The 16,173-nt window shown below is 49.6% G+C and carries 15 protein-coding genes; 8 read left to right on the forward strand and 7 right to left on the reverse strand.

Annotated features, from left to right (window positions below; all coding sequences use genetic code 11):
- Nucleotides 1-124 precede the first annotated feature (124 nt).
- On the forward strand, nucleotides 125-2,740 hold the full coding sequence (locus tag P1P86_02055) for an adenosylcobalamin-dependent ribonucleoside-diphosphate reductase (GenBank protein MDF1573963.1): 2,616 nt from the start codon (nucleotides 125-127) through the stop codon (nucleotides 2,738-2,740).
- A gap of 155 nt (nucleotides 2,741-2,895) precedes the next feature.
- Here the strand turns inward: P1P86_02055 and P1P86_02060 are convergent, their stop codons facing one another.
- Both P1P86_02060 and P1P86_02065 read right to left on the reverse strand, forming a co-directional pair.
- A complete protein-coding gene (locus tag P1P86_02060) occupies nucleotides 2,896-4,683 on the reverse strand; it encodes a phospholipase D-like domain-containing protein (GenBank protein ID MDF1573964.1) in 1,788 nt (595 codons plus the stop codon).
- 116 nt (nucleotides 4,684-4,799) lie between these two features.
- On the reverse strand, nucleotides 4,800-5,135 hold the full coding sequence (locus P1P86_02065; protein ID MDF1573965.1) for a hypothetical protein: 336 nt from the start codon (nucleotides 5,133-5,135) through the stop codon (nucleotides 4,800-4,802).
- Nucleotides 5,136-5,321: 186 nt separating this feature from the next.
- Between P1P86_02065 and P1P86_02070 the strand changes: the two genes are divergently transcribed.
- Both P1P86_02070 and P1P86_02075 read left to right on the forward strand, forming a co-directional pair.
- Entirely contained in the window at nucleotides 5,322-5,882 is a 561-nt protein-coding gene (locus P1P86_02070) for a sigma-70 family RNA polymerase sigma factor (GenBank protein ID MDF1573966.1), read from the forward strand.
- 1 nt (nucleotide 5,883) lies between these two features.
- Entirely contained in the window at nucleotides 5,884-6,276 is a 393-nt protein-coding gene (locus P1P86_02075; protein ID MDF1573967.1) for a hypothetical protein, read from the forward strand.
- Here the strand turns inward: P1P86_02075 and kbl are convergent.
- Nucleotides 6,266-7,456 carry a glycine C-acetyltransferase gene (gene kbl / locus P1P86_02080; protein MDF1573968.1) on the reverse strand — a complete coding sequence of 397 codons (1,191 nt, stop codon included), beginning with the start codon at nucleotides 7,454-7,456 and terminating at the stop codon, nucleotides 6,266-6,268. The two genes, P1P86_02075 and kbl, sit on opposite strands and share 11 nt — an antisense overlap.
- A gap of 6 nt (nucleotides 7,457-7,462) precedes the next feature.
- The gene (locus P1P86_02085; protein MDF1573969.1) at nucleotides 7,463-8,413 is read right to left on the reverse strand and encodes an NAD-dependent epimerase/dehydratase family protein; all 951 of its coding nucleotides are present in this window, start codon (nucleotides 8,411-8,413) and stop codon (nucleotides 7,463-7,465) included.
- 121 nt (nucleotides 8,414-8,534) lie between these two features.
- Here P1P86_02085 and gltX point away from each other — a divergent pair, with 121 nt between their 5' ends.
- The 4 genes from gltX to P1P86_02105 all read left to right on the forward strand — a co-directional run bounded on the left by gltX (nucleotide 8,535) and on the right by P1P86_02105 (nucleotide 12,235).
- Nucleotides 8,535-10,067: a glutamate--tRNA ligase gene (gene gltX, locus P1P86_02090; GenBank protein ID MDF1573970.1), complete on the forward strand. Its 1,533-nt coding sequence runs from the start codon at nucleotides 8,535-8,537 to the stop codon at nucleotides 10,065-10,067.
- Nucleotides 10,068-10,081: 14 nt separating this feature from the next.
- Nucleotides 10,082-10,771 (forward strand): TatD family hydrolase, encoded by a 690-nt coding sequence (locus P1P86_02095; protein ID MDF1573971.1) that lies wholly within the window; start codon nucleotides 10,082-10,084, stop codon nucleotides 10,769-10,771.
- 11 nt (nucleotides 10,772-10,782) lie between these two features.
- On the forward strand, nucleotides 10,783-11,517 hold the full coding sequence (locus P1P86_02100; protein MDF1573972.1) for a tRNA threonylcarbamoyladenosine dehydratase: 735 nt from the start codon (nucleotides 10,783-10,785) through the stop codon (nucleotides 11,515-11,517).
- A gap of 82 nt (nucleotides 11,518-11,599) precedes the next feature.
- The gene (locus P1P86_02105; GenBank protein MDF1573973.1) at nucleotides 11,600-12,235 is read left to right on the forward strand and encodes a porin family protein; all 636 of its coding nucleotides are present in this window, start codon (nucleotides 11,600-11,602) and stop codon (nucleotides 12,233-12,235) included.
- A gap of 210 nt (nucleotides 12,236-12,445) precedes the next feature.
- Here the strand turns inward: P1P86_02105 and P1P86_02110 are convergent, their stop codons facing one another.
- The 3 genes from P1P86_02110 to P1P86_02120 form a co-directional block, all read right to left on the reverse strand.
- Nucleotides 12,446-12,865: a hypothetical protein gene (locus P1P86_02110; GenBank protein MDF1573974.1), complete on the reverse strand. Its 420-nt coding sequence runs from the start codon at nucleotides 12,863-12,865 to the stop codon at nucleotides 12,446-12,448.
- Between the two features lie 5 nt (nucleotides 12,866-12,870).
- Nucleotides 12,871-13,260: a PadR family transcriptional regulator gene (locus P1P86_02115; GenBank protein ID MDF1573975.1), complete on the reverse strand. Its 390-nt coding sequence runs from the start codon at nucleotides 13,258-13,260 to the stop codon at nucleotides 12,871-12,873.
- Nucleotides 13,261-13,380: 120 nt separating this feature from the next.
- On the reverse strand, nucleotides 13,381-13,878 hold the full coding sequence (locus tag P1P86_02120) for a hypothetical protein (protein MDF1573976.1): 498 nt from the start codon (nucleotides 13,876-13,878) through the stop codon (nucleotides 13,381-13,383).
- Between the two features lie 53 nt (nucleotides 13,879-13,931).
- On the opposite strand from P1P86_02120, the gene P1P86_02125 reads away from it, so the two are divergent.
- Nucleotides 13,932-16,163 (forward strand): S9 family peptidase, encoded by a 2,232-nt coding sequence (locus tag P1P86_02125; protein MDF1573977.1) that lies wholly within the window; start codon nucleotides 13,932-13,934, stop codon nucleotides 16,161-16,163.
- Nucleotides 16,164-16,173: the final 10 nt, after the last annotated feature.

Below are 16,173 nucleotides of genomic sequence, written 5' to 3' on the forward strand. Positions count from 1 at the left end.
TTTTAAATAGATTACGCGTTTGTTAATAGCTTTTAATAACTATGGATTGATAAGCGCAAACCCATTGACTAAATTGTGTGTTAAAGCAAGGCACAAGCCCTGAAGATTAAAACAAAAGAAGAGAATGGCAGAAAAGGCAGTACCACAAAAGAACCTGATGTTTGTTGATCAAGCGCTCAAAGGTGAGAAAGAGACCGTGAAAGCTGATGGAGCAAAGTTCAAACAAACCTTTGGTTTTGATGATGCCTTTAAAGCCTCTCTGGAGTATTTCAAGGGGGATGAACTTGCTGCACGAGTATGGGTCAACAAATATGCCCTGAAGGATTCCCAGGGACTTCTTTACGAACGTACTCCTGATGACATGCACAGAAGGCTGGCTTCGGAAATTGGGCGGATCGAGAAAAAATATCCCAATCCCCTTTTGGAAGAGGAGCTTTTCGAGCTGATGCAGGGATTCAAATACATTGTTCCCCAGGGTTCGCCCATGACAGGGATCGGGAATAATTTCCAGATTGCGAGTCTCTCCAACTGTTTTGTGATCGGACATGAAGGGAACGCCGATTCCTACGGAGGGATTTTGAAAATTGACCAGGAACAGGTCCAGTTGATGAAAAGGCGGGGTGGCGTGGGCCATGATCTGAGTCATATCCGGCCATCGGGCAGTCCCGTTTTAAACAGTGCGCTTTCATCTACCGGGGTGGTCCCGTTTATGGAGCGCTACTCCAATTCAACCAGGGAGGTGGCCCAGGATGGCAGAAGAGGGGCCCTGATGCTTAGCATCTCGGTGAAACACCCCGATGCCGAACATTTTATTGATGCCAAAATGGAATCGGGTAAGGTGACCGGTGCCAATGTTTCGGTGAAGATCAATGATGAGTTTATGAATGCGGTGGTTGAGGGAAGCACCTACACCCAGCAGTATCCCATCGATTCGGATGAACCCACCCACATCAATAAGATCGATGCCCGGACACTCTGGCAAAAAATTGTCCACAACGCCTGGAAATCGGCCGAACCGGGGATTCTTTTCTGGGATACGGTAAGCCGTGAATCGGTGGCCGACAGTTACTCCGAACAGGGGTTTAAAAGCGTTTCCACCAATCCCTGCGGGGAGATACCTCTTTGTCCTTACGACAGTTGCCGGCTGCTGGCCATCAACCTGTACAGCTATGTGGAAGAGCCCTTTACGGCAGAAGCCCGGTTCAACTGGGAAAAATTCCGCAAACATGTGGGCCTGGCCCAGCGTGTGATGGATGATATCATTGATCTGGAACTGGAGAAGGTGGAAGCCATCCTGGAGAAAATTTACGGAGATCCCGAGGATGAAGAGATCAAAAGAGTGGAGATCAACCTGTGGAAGAATATCAGGAAAAAAGCGCTGGAAGGCAGAAGGACGGGTGTTGGGATCACTGCAGAAGGGGATATGCTGGCCGGACTGGGCCTGCAGTATGGAAGCGAGAATGCCATTGACTTTTCTGTAGAAGTGCATAAGACCATCGCCCTGGAAGCCTACCGTTCCTCGGTGAATCTGGCCAGGGAGAGAGGACCCTTCGAAGTGTTTGATTATATTAAGGAAAAGGATAATCCGTTTATAAAGCGGCTGGGAAAAGAGGATCCCGAACTTCTGGAAGAGATGAAGCAGCATGGAAGACGTAATATCTCCCTGCTGACCATCGCTCCGACGGGGACCACCAGTCTCATGACACAGACCACCTCAGGAATCGAACCGGTATTTCTTCCGGCATACAAGCGTCGCAGAAAGGTGAATCCCAACGATAAAGATGCTAAAGTGAGCTTTGTGGACGAGGTGGGTGACAGCTGGGAGGAGTACAATGTGTTCCATCACAACTTCCTGACCTGGCTGAAGGTAAACGGGATGGACCCCGAAGAAGTCAAGAGTTTCAGTGACAGGGATGTGGAGGAGCTGGTCAAACAAAGCCCTTATCACAAGGCCACTTCCAACGATGTGGACTGGATGAAGAAAGTGAAGATGCAGGGAGCCATACAGAAGTGGGTGGATCACTCGATCAGCGTGACCATCAATCTTCCTTCGGATGTGAAGGAGGAGCTGGTGGGTGAACTCTATGTGAAAGCCTGGGAGAGTGGTTGCAAGGGAGTCACTGTTTATCGCGACGGTTCCAGATCCGGGGTGCTGGTGGCCAACGACAAGAAGAAAGAGGAAGAAACCCAGTTTCCCATTAAACGTCCTGCTGAACTGGAGGCGGAGATTCTGAGGTTTAAAAATAACGAAGAGGACTGGATTGCATTTATCGGTCTGCTCGATGGGAAACCCTATGAGATTTTTACCGGCCGTAAGGAAGAAGATACCTTCCCGATCCCCTCGAAGGTTAAGAAAGGTAAAATCCTGAAAATCAAGGGAGAGGACGGATCCAAGCGCTACGACTTCCAGTATGTGGATAAGTACGGGTACAAGGTGACCATGGGGGGTTTGTCGCACCAGTTTAACAGTGAATTCTGGAATTATGCCAAACTGATTTCCGGGGTCCTCAGGCATGGAATGCCCGTGGTGGATGCCATTAACCTGATCTCATCGCTTCGGCTGGATAATGAATCCATAAATACCTGGAGTACAGGGGTGGTGCGCTCACTTAAAAAATACATTCCCGATGGTACCAAAGCCAAACCGGGACAACAGTGTGAAGAATGTAATTCAAATAATCTCATTTACCAGGAGGGCTGTCTGATCTGTACAGACTGCGGGCACTCCAAATGTGGATAGATTTAAGCGCATTTGTGGAAAGAGGGAGGCTGTATCAAAAGGTACGGCCTCTTACATTTGTACCCGCTCGTCGCTTAAAATCTTTATTGCGTAAATATTTGTAGGCTTCCTCACGGGTATAACTTTCAAAGAGGCGCTTTTGTACAGCCTGTTTTTTAGTTTATGCTTACTTTCCAGACCTCTTGCCGGCCATCCGAAAAGGTGACCTGCAGGAGATAAATCCCATGGCTCAGATGGCTGACATCTATAGCATTTTGAGTATTACCCAACTGTCTCAGAATCACCCTTCCTCCCGGATCCATCAGGGAAATGGATACCACCGAAAGCCCCTCCCCGATTTTGATATGGATCCAATCAGAAGCAGGATTGGGATAAAGCTCCATCTGTATATGACAGGGGCCGGCAGTTTTATGTCCCTCATTCGAAACCAGGATCTTCCCGTTTCGGAAGCGTGGCATAAACTCCTGGTAATAGGCATTGGCAACGCCCTGGTCGTGGATGATCAGGGTGTTTTCATCATTCCTCAGTTCCGCTGAAGAGCTCCAGTTATGGGATCCGGTAAGCAGGAGCGGATCCGAAGCGGCAAAAGCCTGGTCCACGATCATGTATTTGTGGTGCATGATCCCGGGCTCCCCTTTCAGTCTCACATCCTCGCCCAGGTTCGATTTCAGGGCATTCATGATGGGCTCTCCGTACTGATCGTAATCATTGAGCAGGACCCTGGTATCCACACCCTGGTTCGATGACAGGATGAGTGTCTCTCCCAGGTCTTCCCTGGTAATCAGCATGGTAGCCACATAGAGCGAGTGCTCCGCCGTTCCCATACTGTTCAGAATCTGCTGATGGGTTCCGTCGGAGGGACTGAAATAACATTCCACCCGTTTGCCCCCGATCAAAAACTCGTGGGGGGTATTGTCCGTTTTATCCGGTCCGAAAAGAGCCCGGGAAGGGTCGGGCCGGGGACCGCTGCTTCCAAACATTTCATTAAACTCCAGGCGATAGGCTCTGGCCAGACTCTGGTCCTGGATGACCAGCACGTTATTTGGATCGGTATTTACCTGGTTGTAGGAGAAATTCGTGGAACCGGTCCATACCAGGGGCTTCAATGGATCTGAGGCGTCGGCGTCAATGATCACAAATTTATTATGCATGATGCCGTAATGGGGGTAATCGGAAGGGGGACTGGCAAGTTTGCCAATGTCTGCATGGAGGCTCTGCATGCCTGTGGCATTCACATCTCCATCGTATACAGCCCTGACGGTCACTCCCCTTTGATAAGCACGGTTCAACGCAGCACTGATATCAGAGATCCCCGAATTGTCCAGATTGTAAAGGGCCAGGTCAATGCTCTCTTCGGCCCGGTCGATATAAGCGATAAGTTCCTCATCCAGCTCCTCCGGGTAGTATTCCGCATCCAGGAGACCCAGGGACAAAGACTGATCCACGGGCCGGTTAAAAAGAGTCCGGATGCTTCCTGCCGATTCCGACCTGGTGATCAATACCTGGAGGGGAGCTTTGGCCGTGTCGGTTTCATGTACCGAAAAAGCCTGCATATAAAAGAGTTGCGCAGGGCTCAATCCATCAATCTCCACGGAATGGCTCGTGGTGGTTCCACTTTCTTTGACCGGGTCAAGTTCAAGTGCGGGAGTAAAACCGATAAGAGCCTCCGTGCTTCCCTCCACATCGCTGCCCCATTCCACGGTGAAGCCCCCGGTGGAGAGATGGGTCAGGATGGGCAGCCGGCTTATCCGGATGCTGCTGGAACTTGCCGTGGTATCCTCGATAATGCGGATGCTTCCAAGCTCTTCTCCATGGGTGATGATTCCGCTAATGGTCACACTGGCACCACTTCCCCTCTCCCTGGCACCGGCCATATCCTGCTGAGCGGAGAGGTGGATAAAACCGGCCAGGGCCAGTCCTGCGATCAGTCCAGTTTTCTTCATAGGATTTCTTATGATCACAAAATTGGCCAATTCCTTCAGAAAAAAAAGGGGTTTAATAAAAAAAGGCCCCCTTTGCAGAGAGGGTCATCAGAGGTTTGGAACCAGGCGGGAGATGCTTATTTCTCTTCCGCTTTTTTAGCGATCAGGAAGGCAGAAAACAGGCCGGCTCCTCCGAAGAACAGGGCTGAGGCAAAATAGGCCGGCTCTTCCTGGATGTTGGTATAGGTTTCCAGGACACTTCCGATGAACAGTCCGAATCCAACACCTGCCAGTAAAAGGGCCCATTTGAGGATGCCATAGGAATTGGGCCGGCGATCGGTCAAAAAATCCTTTGGATTTACTCCTTTTTCTATCATGGCCATTCGCTCGCGGTTCCTGGCAGAGGCAACTACGAAAACAATCCCGAAAATGGCGGCGAAAATAATCAGTACGATAAATACATCTTCATTCATAACAGTTGGAATTTGTGAAACATCTGTTTGTTGCATCTTTGACGCCGCATGAAGTCATCATGTTACATTTTAATTCCATATTTTTATTCTGAAGTTGTATGGCAATACGGCAGAGGCATAGAAAAGTGGTGAAAAACTGTAACGTTTTCATCCACCAGGCGTCTTATAGCTTGCATGGATATCCAAATGGAGAAATATTTGATTGAACGTGTGAAAGCAGGAGACAGGGAGGCTTTTGCCGGCCTGGTCGACTCCTACAAGGATATGGTCTATACCGTTTGCCTGAGAATGCTCAGAAATGAAGCAGATGCCGGGGAGGCGGCTCAGGATGTGTTTATGAAAGCATTTCGTTCCATAGGAAGTTTCCAGGCAAAATCAAAGTTCTCGACATGGTTGTACCGGATTACCTATAACAACTGCATCTCTGTGATCCGGAAAAAGGTGAAGATGATCGATTTGGTGGATGAGATTCCCGATGGCGAGGTGGATCAGAGCGAGATGAACGGACTGGAAAGCCTCTCTGCACAGGAACGGAGCAGATATCTCAACATGGCCATTGAGTCTCTTGCAGAAACCGATGCCGTGGTGGTTACCCTCTTTTATTTTGATGAACTCTCGCTGGAAGAGATTGCCGGGATCACCGGTCTTAGCAGCAGTAACATCCGGATAAAACTTCACCGGTCCAGGAAAAAGATGTACCAGGTCATCTGCGAAAAATTAAATTCCGAAGTATCCTCAATTTTATAGTATGAGACGAGATCCGAATATATCAAAGCTTATCAGGGAATCAGGGGTGTTTTCCGTGCCGGAAGACTTTACCGCGTCAGTGATGGATAAGATCAGGGCTGTTCCGGCCAGGAAATCTTATAAACCATTGATTGGCAGGGGTGGCCGCATTTTGATCATTCTTTTTTTCCTTGTAGTGATTATCTTTGCGGCGCTCTATACCGATCCTGCCGGGGAACTGTTCAGAATTTCCGTTGAATTGCCTCAGGTGGAGCGGCAATGGCCTCAATTAAATTTCAATCTGGAGTTCCTCCGCGGGATTAAAGTCTCTACCGGGGTGGTTTCAGCCCTGGTGGCACTCTTTATATTGGTCTTATCTGATGCGGGACTAAGCCGCCGCAGGTTTACTCAATAACTCCCAGTGCTTTTCCCACTTTTGTAAATCCTTCAATGGCACGGTCCAGATGCTCCCGGCTATGGGCAGCTGAGAGCTGGACCCGGATACGTGCCTGGTCGCGCGGAACGACCGGAAAGTAGAAACCGATTACATAGATTCCTTCCTTCAGCAGCCTGGAGGCAAACTCCTGGCTTAGTTTGGCATCGTAGAGCATGACCGCACAAATGGCCGATTGGGTCGGTTTTATATCAAAACCGGCCGACTGCATCTTCTCCAAAAAGTAGCGGGTATTCTGGTGGAGACGCTCCTGCAATTCGGAAGTCTCGTCCATCATGTCGAACATGCGGATCCCTGCTCCAACAACGGCTGGCGGAATGGAATTCGAGAAAAGATAGGGCCTCGATCGTTGGCGGAGCATTTCTATGATCTCTTTTCTTCCGGTGGTAAATCCACCAATGGCCCCCCCGAAGGCTTTCCCAAGCGTACCGGTGATAATATCTACCTGTCCCCGGATGTTAAAGAGTTCGGTGACTCCCCTGCCGGTTTCTCCAACCACTCCGGCCGAGTGACACTCATCGACCATGACCAGGGCATCGTATTTTCCGGCCAGTTCGCAGATCCGGTCCACCGGTGCCACATTTCCGTCCATGGAGAAAACCCCATCGGTCACGATAATACGAAAGCGCTGAGCCTGTGCCTCTTTCAGCTGCTGTTCCAGGTCCTCCATATCGGCATTTTTATACCGGTAGCGCTGCGCTTTGCAGAGTCTGACCCCATCGATTATCGAAGCATGGTTCAGGGTATCGGAGATAATGGCATCCTCCTCGGTCAGCAGGGGTTCGAACACTCCTCCGTTGGCATCAAAGCAGGCGGCATAGAGGATGGTGTCTTCTGTTCCGAAGAAGGAGGCGATCTTTTGTTCCATGCTAAGATGCAGGTCCTGTGTTCCGCAAATGAAGCGCACCGAAGACATTCCGAATCCATGGCTGTCCAGGGCATCTTTGGCTGCCTTTATCAGCTCGGGGTGATTGGACAACCCCAGGTAGTTATTGGCACAGAAATTCAACACCCTTTCGCCGCTCTCCAGTTCAATTTCTGCCTGCTGGGAGGAGGAAATAATGCGTTCTGCCTTGAAGAGGCCGGCATCTGCGATTTGCTTCAGTTCCCGGGCCAGGTGCTCTTTGATCTTACCGTACATATTTTTTTAATTAAGCTTGTTACGTATCTCCTTTAGCATAATCCCGGTCATTTTGGCCAGGTCGTAATTCTGTTTGAATCCCCAGTCTTCAATAGCCAGGGAATCGTCCACGCTTTGTGGCCAGGTAACGGCAATGGCCTGCCGGAAATCGGGATTATAAGTAATGGTGAAGTCAGGAATCTCCTTCCTGATTTCGCTGCAGACCTGGTCGGGTGTGATACTCATCCCCCCCAGATTGTATGAACTGTGAATGGAGAGTCTGGATCTTTCAGCCTCCATCAGCGATATGGTGGCCTGGATGGCGTCTGGCATAAACAGCATGGGAAGTGCCGTATTCCCGTTCAGGAAACAATCGTAACTACCCTTGCGGATGGCTTCGTAATAAATCTCCACCGCATAATCGGTAGTTCCGCCGCCAGCTTCGGTTTTATAACTGATCAGGCCGGGATAACGTATGCTTCTGACATCCACACCGTACTTATTGAAGTAATAGTCGCACCATCGTTCACCGGCCAGCTTGCTGATGCCATAGACAGTGACTGGTTCCATAACCGCCAGCTGAGGGGTGTTGATCCGTGGGGTGGTGGGACCAAAAACAGCGATGGAGCTTGGCCAGAAAACCTTCTTGACCTCTTCCACCATCCTGGCAACTTCCAGGATATTCATCAGGCTGTCCATGTTGATGTTCCAGGCCTGTATGGGGAGTTTTTCCGCATTACCAGAAAGCACTGCTGCCAGGTGATAAATCTGCGTGATTTTGTGTCGTATGATGAAGTGGATCAACTGCTTGTCATCCATGACGTCTAATATCTGAAAGGGCCCCCCTTCGGTCACATCCCTGGCTGCCACCTTAATATCAGTGGCAAAGACATGCTCATTCCCGTATAGTTTCCTTAATTCAACCACCAGCTCCGAGCCGATCTGCCCGGCAGCACCAATCACCAGAATATTGTCCATAGATAGCAGTATTCGTGTTTGCTTGCGAAATTAGCTCTTTCTGTCCCCCAAAAAAAATGATAAAAAACATCATTTCACCTATATTTGTGCAAATTGTTCAGCATAAAGTAATAAGCACTGTATGAATCAGAATGTCAGAGTCAGATTTGCCCCCAGTCCCACGGGCCCCCTCCATATCGGCGGTTTACGTACGGCTCTTTTCAATTATCTCTTCGCCAGGAAACATGGTGGTGTGTTTATCCTCCGCATTGAAGATACGGATCAAACCAGGTTTGTGGAGGGCGCCGAGGATTATATCGTGGAGTCGCTGGAGTGGTGTGGATTGTCACCGGATGAAGGCCCCCGCCAGGGCGGAGGGTTTGGGCCCTACAGACAATCGGAGCGAAAGAGCCAGTACGAAAAGTATGCCATGCAGCTAATTAAGAGCGGGCATGCTTATTACGCTTTTGATACGCCCGGGGAGCTGGACCACCTTCGCAGGGAATATGAAACACGCGGGGAAACTTTTGTATATGATGCCCGGGTCCGCAACTCCCTCCGCAACTCCCTCCATATGCAGTCCGGGGAGGTGGACGACATGATTGCCTCCGGCACACCTTACGTGATCAGGTTCCGGTTTGAACCCGGCGAAGAGATCATTATGCAGGACATGGTCCGGGGCGAAGTGTTGGTCAACAGCTCTACCCTGGATGATAAGATACTCTTCAAATCGGACGGCATGCCCACCTATCACCTGGCCAATGTGGTGGATGATAACCTGATGGCTATCTCTCATGTGATCCGTGGTGAAGAGTGGCTTCCTTCTCTTCCGCTTCATGTATCTCTCTATCGTGCATTTGGATGGGAACACCTGATGCCGCTGTTTGCCCATCTGCCCCTTATTCTTAAACCCACCGGAAAAGGTAAACTGAGTAAGCGAGACGGCGAAAAGGGAGGCTTCCCTGTCTTCCCGCTGGAGTGGAAAGATCCGCAAACCGGAGAGCACTCTCCCGGCTACAGGGAAGAGGGTTATCTTCCCGGGGCTTGCATCAATATGCTGGCTTTGCTGGGATGGAATCCCGGGAGCGAGCAGGAGTTATTCTCTCTGGAAGAGCTGATCAGGGAGTTTCAGCTGGAGAAGGTGGGAAAATCGGGATCCAGGTTTGATCCCGAGAAGACAAAATGGTTCAATCATCAGCACATTCAGCGGATGTCTGACCAGAAGCTGATCCCGTTGTTTCAGTCTGAATTGAGAGCCAGGGGAGTAGATGCCGGTAACAGCCGGATAGCTCTGCTTGTTCCGGTTATCAAAGCCAGGATCAATTTCCTTCATGAATTGTGGGAGGAGAGCTGGTTCTTTTTTCATGCGCCCGCAGATTATGATGAAAATGTGGTCAAAAAACGCTGGAAAGAGGCTACCCCCGGACAGATGGAGCAGCTGATTAAGGTCCTGGAGCAGTGTGAGCCATTTACGGCAGAATCTCTGGAAAATATAGTTAAGGAGGCCGTCAACAGGGAGGAGTGGGGCCTCGGTGCCGTTATGAATGTTTGGAGACTGTTGCTGGTGGGTGCCGCAAAAGGCCCCGGACTATTTGATCTGGCGGCATTCCTTGGGAAGGAGGAGGTCATTCACAGGATGCAAAAGGGAATCAGTGACATTCAGAAATCACATTAAGTAGGTGAAAATATATGGGAACAAATCAGAAAAGATATATCAATATTCACGGACACAGGCAGTCAAATTCTATGGAGGAGTGGGTGATGCAAAACCTGATGGCAAAAGATTTTCATCCCGATGATATTGAGAATGGTTACTATTCAGTGGGCTTCCACCCCTACAACATAGGCAAAGTGGACGAGCACGAAACCCTGGAGAAGGTCCGGTTGGCTCTGGATCACCCCCGTGTGCTGGCCCTGGGTGAAATTGGACTGGATAAATCACTGAAAATGAGCCTGGAGGAACAGCGAAAGATTTTTGAAATACAGGTGGAACTTGCGGAATCGGCCGGACTTCCGGTGATATTGCATGTGGTCAGAGCGTTCAACGAGATGCTCGGCTTTATGAAAGCAAATCAGCCAGTGGTTCCCATGATCATACATGGTTATAACGGGAGTGCTCAGATGGTTGAAGAGTTGGTAAAGGCCGGATTCCTGATTTCATTCGGGGAGGCTATTACCAGGGAGCATTCTAAGATAATTGAGGCCCTGCAGAAGGTTCCGGTGGAGATGATGTTCCTGGAGACCGATGAGGGCGATATGGATATCCGGGAGATCTACCAGTTCGCGGCGGAGGTAAAAGGAGTCTCCGTGGATCACCTCCGTGTCCAGATTTTTGAAAATGCCAGGATCCATCTTTCCAGGTTAAGCAACTTCATTTAACCTATTCTCTGATGATCCGAACCGGACCACATCCCGGGTGGCAGGAACGCAGCATTCTACTTTATGGAACGGAGAAATATGCCCGGCTTCAAGAGGCAAATATTCTGGTTGCCGGACTGGGAGGGGTAGGATCCGTAGCAGCTGAAATGATTTGTCGCAGTGGTGTGGGCAAAATGACCATTCTAGATGGAGATACGGTTCAGCCCGGAAACATAAACAGGCAAATCCAGGCAACACACAACAACCTGGGCAGAGAGAAGGCTGTTGTAATGGGCGAGCGCCTGAAAGATATCAATCCGGGTCTGGAATTAACAGTGATCAACGAATTTATCCGCGAAGAAAGGATCCCGGAGATTCTACAGAAACCCTATGATTATGTGGTAGATGCCATTGATACACTTTCCCCCAAGATCTATCTGATCTACCATACGGTAAAGAGTGGACTGAAGCTGGCCAGTTCCATGGGATCGGGAGGAAAGGTGGACCCCTCCCAGATCCGGGTGGCAGATTTTGGGGACACTTATAACTGCAGGCTGGCCTATATACTTCGTAAGAAACTCCGGAAACTCGATGTTCACGGAGGATTCAAAGTGGTCTTTTCCAGCGAACAGGTTCCCAGGGAACTGATTATCCCGGTGGAGGATGAAGCAAACAAGAAATCGACTGTCGGAACTAACTCCTATATTCCGGCCATTTTTGGATGCACTCTGGCATCCATTGTGATCCGGGAACTGACCGGTAAATAACTTTTTCCGGACTTTGTGCAACTCTTGAGGCTGTTTTACCGTTAAACAGCTAGAAAATGAGTTCAACCAAAATCAGATAATTATGAAAAAGCTGCTTTTAGTTTTTATAGCATCCATATTTATTTTCAGCGTGTCAAACGCCCAATTGTTCAATTACGGGATCAAAGCGGGAATTGGATTCTCCTCCCTGAAATTTGATGATATTACCGGTATTATCGACGGGGGGGATGTCTACGATCTGATCACCGGGGACGGAGTGACGGGTTACCACGTGGGTTTGCAGACCCGTATCAAAGTGGCCATGCTGGTCATTCAGCCTGAACTATATTTCAATGCGGGTGGTGGAACTCTGCAGCAGGTGGTTGACGGGGGTGCGAATGAGATATTAAATGTGAAATTTAGCCGGATAGATTTACCGCTGTTGGTGGGGGTTAAGCTGGGACCGGCAAGAATCAATGCCGGACCTGTGGGTTCTTTTGTAATAAGCGAAAACACCGATCTGTCGGAGATTGAACCGGATTTTGAGTTATTTTCCAATTCCATGACCTGGGGGTTCCAGGCCGGACTTGGATTGGATATAAGTAAATTGTCTCTGGATGTCAGGTACGAGGGTTCCCTGAGCCAGCTTGGAGAGTCATTTACGGTGGGAGGCACCGACTTCGCCCTCGATGCACGTCCCAGCCAATGGATCATCTCATTGGGTTTCTGGTTTAGATAAAACCAATTAGCAAAGACCTGGAAAAGAGGGTGTCTCAAAAGGGCACCCTTTTTCTATGGGGTGTTTTATCGTGAAGTGGTTATTGCTTCGCAAAAATCCCAGTTCACTTTCAAAACACCCCACAGAAGGGAGCCCTTTTATGAGGCCCCTCTGTAGGCTTTCTCACGGGTATAACTTTCAAAGAGGCACTTTTGCACCCTCTATTTTGTTCTATTCGAAAATGTTGGTTTTATGTATCCCCTTGATAGTGCGCCTTCGCAGGATAAGAAACAGGATCAGATGAAGAATCAGGAATCCACTCCAGATCAGCAGAGTGATGTGAACGATCCGGATGCTTTCATAGGCCGAATGAAATCCCAGGAGGAACCAGGCTTCAGAAGTGATTCCCCAGACGATAAAGGTGGTCAGGTTCCACCTGAACCCGGCGTCAAACAGAAAGTTATTTATTCCATCCCGCTTTCCCGTCATCCAGGCGCTTACAAAGATGATGGCTCCATAGGCAACGGAGATGAAAATAACCCAGATCCAGCGTTCAACGGCGAGCAGGCTGCTCAGTCCGAATCGAAAGAGCACCGTGTAAATGAATAACAGGAGCGCATACAGCAGCAGGTTGCGAGATACTATTTTCATGGTATTTATTTTTTAGTGGTTGTAGCTTTATCGGTTAAAAGTTCCTTCAGCGGTTCTTGAAAAAAGAGCAGGATATTTCTTTCCACAAAGGAGTGAAGCAGGGACTCCCCCAGGGGGGTAAGGTGATAGTATTTCCGGTCGGGACCTTTATGACCTTTCCCGGCACTGAAATCGACCATTTTCAGGTGATAGTATTTCCGCAGTGTTCGGTAGAGGCTCTGTTCCTCTGCATGTATGGTCCCATTCGAAAAGCGCTGAATAGACTCCTGCAATCCGGAGACATATTTGGGGCCTTCTTTCAGCGACAGGAAGATCCAGAGGGTTAGCTGGCCCTTTTTGTAAGTCTCTTCCCATGCACTTAGAAGCTCTTTGTGCATTTCATAATCGTTTTTCATATGGAGCAATTGGTATTAAACAAGATGTATAGTACAAATGTAATACTATTTTCCAATCCCGGGCAAATTTTTCAGGATTATTTTTTCATATACGAATTTATCATGCAGGAAAAGAGACCCTTAAAGCACCCACTTTTTTTCAGGAGTGGTGTAATCCAGCACTCTTATCTGCAGGGTATTTCCCAGGCGGAGCGCTTCTTCACTCATCTTTTTCAGGGACCCACTGCAGATCCCAATATACCGTTGCTCCCCCTCCACTACCAGGTTTACCTTGTAGGCCCTGGCCCCTTGTTTATCCTGGGGAACCACGAAGGGAGAGGGTCCGGTACGCCTGCTGGCCAGACTGATCCGTACCACGGTAACATACGAGGGGGGCGGGAGGGGCTTCCATGCGCCGATTCTTATCTTCAGAAAGCGATCATACTTCAGGTAGCGCCGGTTCGCCAGATCGATAAGCACCCCCTGATAAGAGAAGGCTGAAAGGCCTCCCAGCAACAGGCAGATGGATCCGCCTGTGTATGTTTCATGAACCAGGAAAGTAAAGCCCATCAGGGCCAGCAGGGGTGTGATTACCTTGAAGGAATACTTTTCGAACTGGTAGAACGGCGAAGGATTCATGGAATCAAGTTAGCAAATATTGGGTTATATTTAAGTCGGTAAAAACAACGCATATGAAACGTCTTATATCCATGAGTATCCTCCTGATCCTCCTGGCTTTTTCAAGCCTGACGCAGTACGCTCAGACTTCCGGAGCAGCACTCACGCTGGAAGATATTTATAAAAATGAGACCTATCCCACCCGTTCCTACAGGTCGGTTCGTTGGCTGGACGATTCCAGGTACTATACCACCCTGGAAAGAAACAGGGAAAAAGCCTGTTCAGAGATTGTCCGCTACCATGCCGGGACCGGAGAAAGAGTTGTTCTGGTGGGAGCGGGACAGCTGATTCCGGAGCAGGGCGTGGATCCATTGGATATCAGGGACTATCACTGGTCGGCAGACAACAACAGATTATTGCTCTTCACCAATACCCGCAGGGTATGGAGGTACCATACCCGGGGCGACTACTGGGTGCTGGACCTTATTTCCGGAAAGCTGCAACAACTGGGAGCTTCCCTGAAACCAGCCTCCCTGATGTTTGCAAAATTTTCGCCCGACGGCACCCGGGTGGCCTATGTGAGTGAGCACAATATTTTTGTGGAGGAGCTTGGGGATGGTGCGATTAATCCACTTACAAGTGACGGAGGAGAACGCTTTGTGAACGGTACCTTCGACTGGCTTTATGAGGAGGAATTCAGCTGCCGGGATGGATTCCGGTGGAGCAATGACGGGGAAAAGATTATTTTCTGGCATTCCGATACAGACGGGACCGGGACCTTCTATCTGATCAACAATCTCGATTCCCTTTATTCTGTTCCGTTGCCCTTCCCCTATCCCAAGGTGGGGACTGCCAATTCGGCCGTGAAGATAGGGGTGGTTTCCTCCAGCGGAGGTGTTATAAAATGGTTCGATGTTCCGGGTGATCCCAGAAATCATTACCTGGTGAGGATGGAGGTGGTTCCTGGAAAGGACCAGGTGATTTTACAGCAACTGAACCGTCTCCAGAACACCAACCGTGTCTGGATCGGAGATCTGGAAACCATGGAGATAGAGAACATCCTTACGGAAACCGATGAAGCCTTCCTGGATGTGCATGACGATCTGGTATGGCTCGAAGGGAACCGCTATTTTACCTGGACCAGTGAACGTGACGGCTGGAGGCATCTGTACAGGATTTCGCTGGATGGAAAGGAGATCAGGCAGGTGACCAGCGGGGCATTTGATGTGATATCACTGGAATGCGTTCATCCACGGTCCGGATTTGTGTACTACATCGCATCCCCGGATAATCCTACGCAGCGATATCTCTATCGCAGCCGGCTTAATGGAAAGGGGGATCCCGAAAAAATATCTCCGGCTGAACAGCAGGGACAGCACCACTATTTAATATCAGGCGATGCAAGCCTGGCGCTTCATACCTATGAGAGTGCTCAGACTCCGCCCGTAATTTCACTGGTGGAACTTGGGTCTCACCGGACAGTCAGGGTGTTGGAAGATAACCGGGAGGTCAGGGAGAAATATGCCGGGCTGAATCTGACTCCCAAAGAGTTTTTCAGAATAGATATCGGGGAGGTTTTGCTGGACGCGTGGATGATAAAACCTGCTGATTTTGACCCGGCAGGGAAATACCCGCTTATTTTCCATGTATATGGTGAACCGGCTGGATCCACGGTGCAGGACAGCTGGGGAGGAGGGGATTTGTGGCATCAGTACCTGGCGCAGCTTGGATATGTGGTGATCTCCGTGGATAACCGGGGAACGGCTGCTCCAAGAGGAAAGGCATGGAGAAACTCCATTTATGAACAGATCGGGATCCTGGCTGCCAGAGACCAGGCCGCAGCTGCGAAAAAGATTCTGGCTGCCTATTCCTTCCTGGATAGTGAGCGGGTGGGCATATGGGGCTGGAGCGGAGGAGGTTCCATGACCCTCAACGGCATGTTCCGCTATCCGGATATATACAAAACCGGTATAGCCATTGCTTTTGTATCTCACCAGAAGCTGTATGATACGGCTTACCAGGAACGTTATATGGGCCTCCCCGGAAAAAATGCGGAGGGCTACCTGCTGGGTTCACCCATTACCCATGCCGCAAAGCTGGAAGGGAAGCTGCTTCTGATTCACGGAACCGCAGATGATAATGTTCACTATCAGAGTTTTGAGCTGTTGGTCGATGAACTGGTCAAACAGGATAAGTTGTTCGACATGTTCTCTTATCCCATGCGGACCCATGCCATTCGGGAACGGGAAAACACCAGTCTCCATCTGCGCCGCACCATGGCGAGGTACTGGCTGGAGAACCTTTAAACAGAAGGAG

This window comes from Bacteroidales bacterium (assembly GCA_029210725.1).
Classification (GTDB): domain Bacteria; phylum Bacteroidota; class Bacteroidia; order Bacteroidales.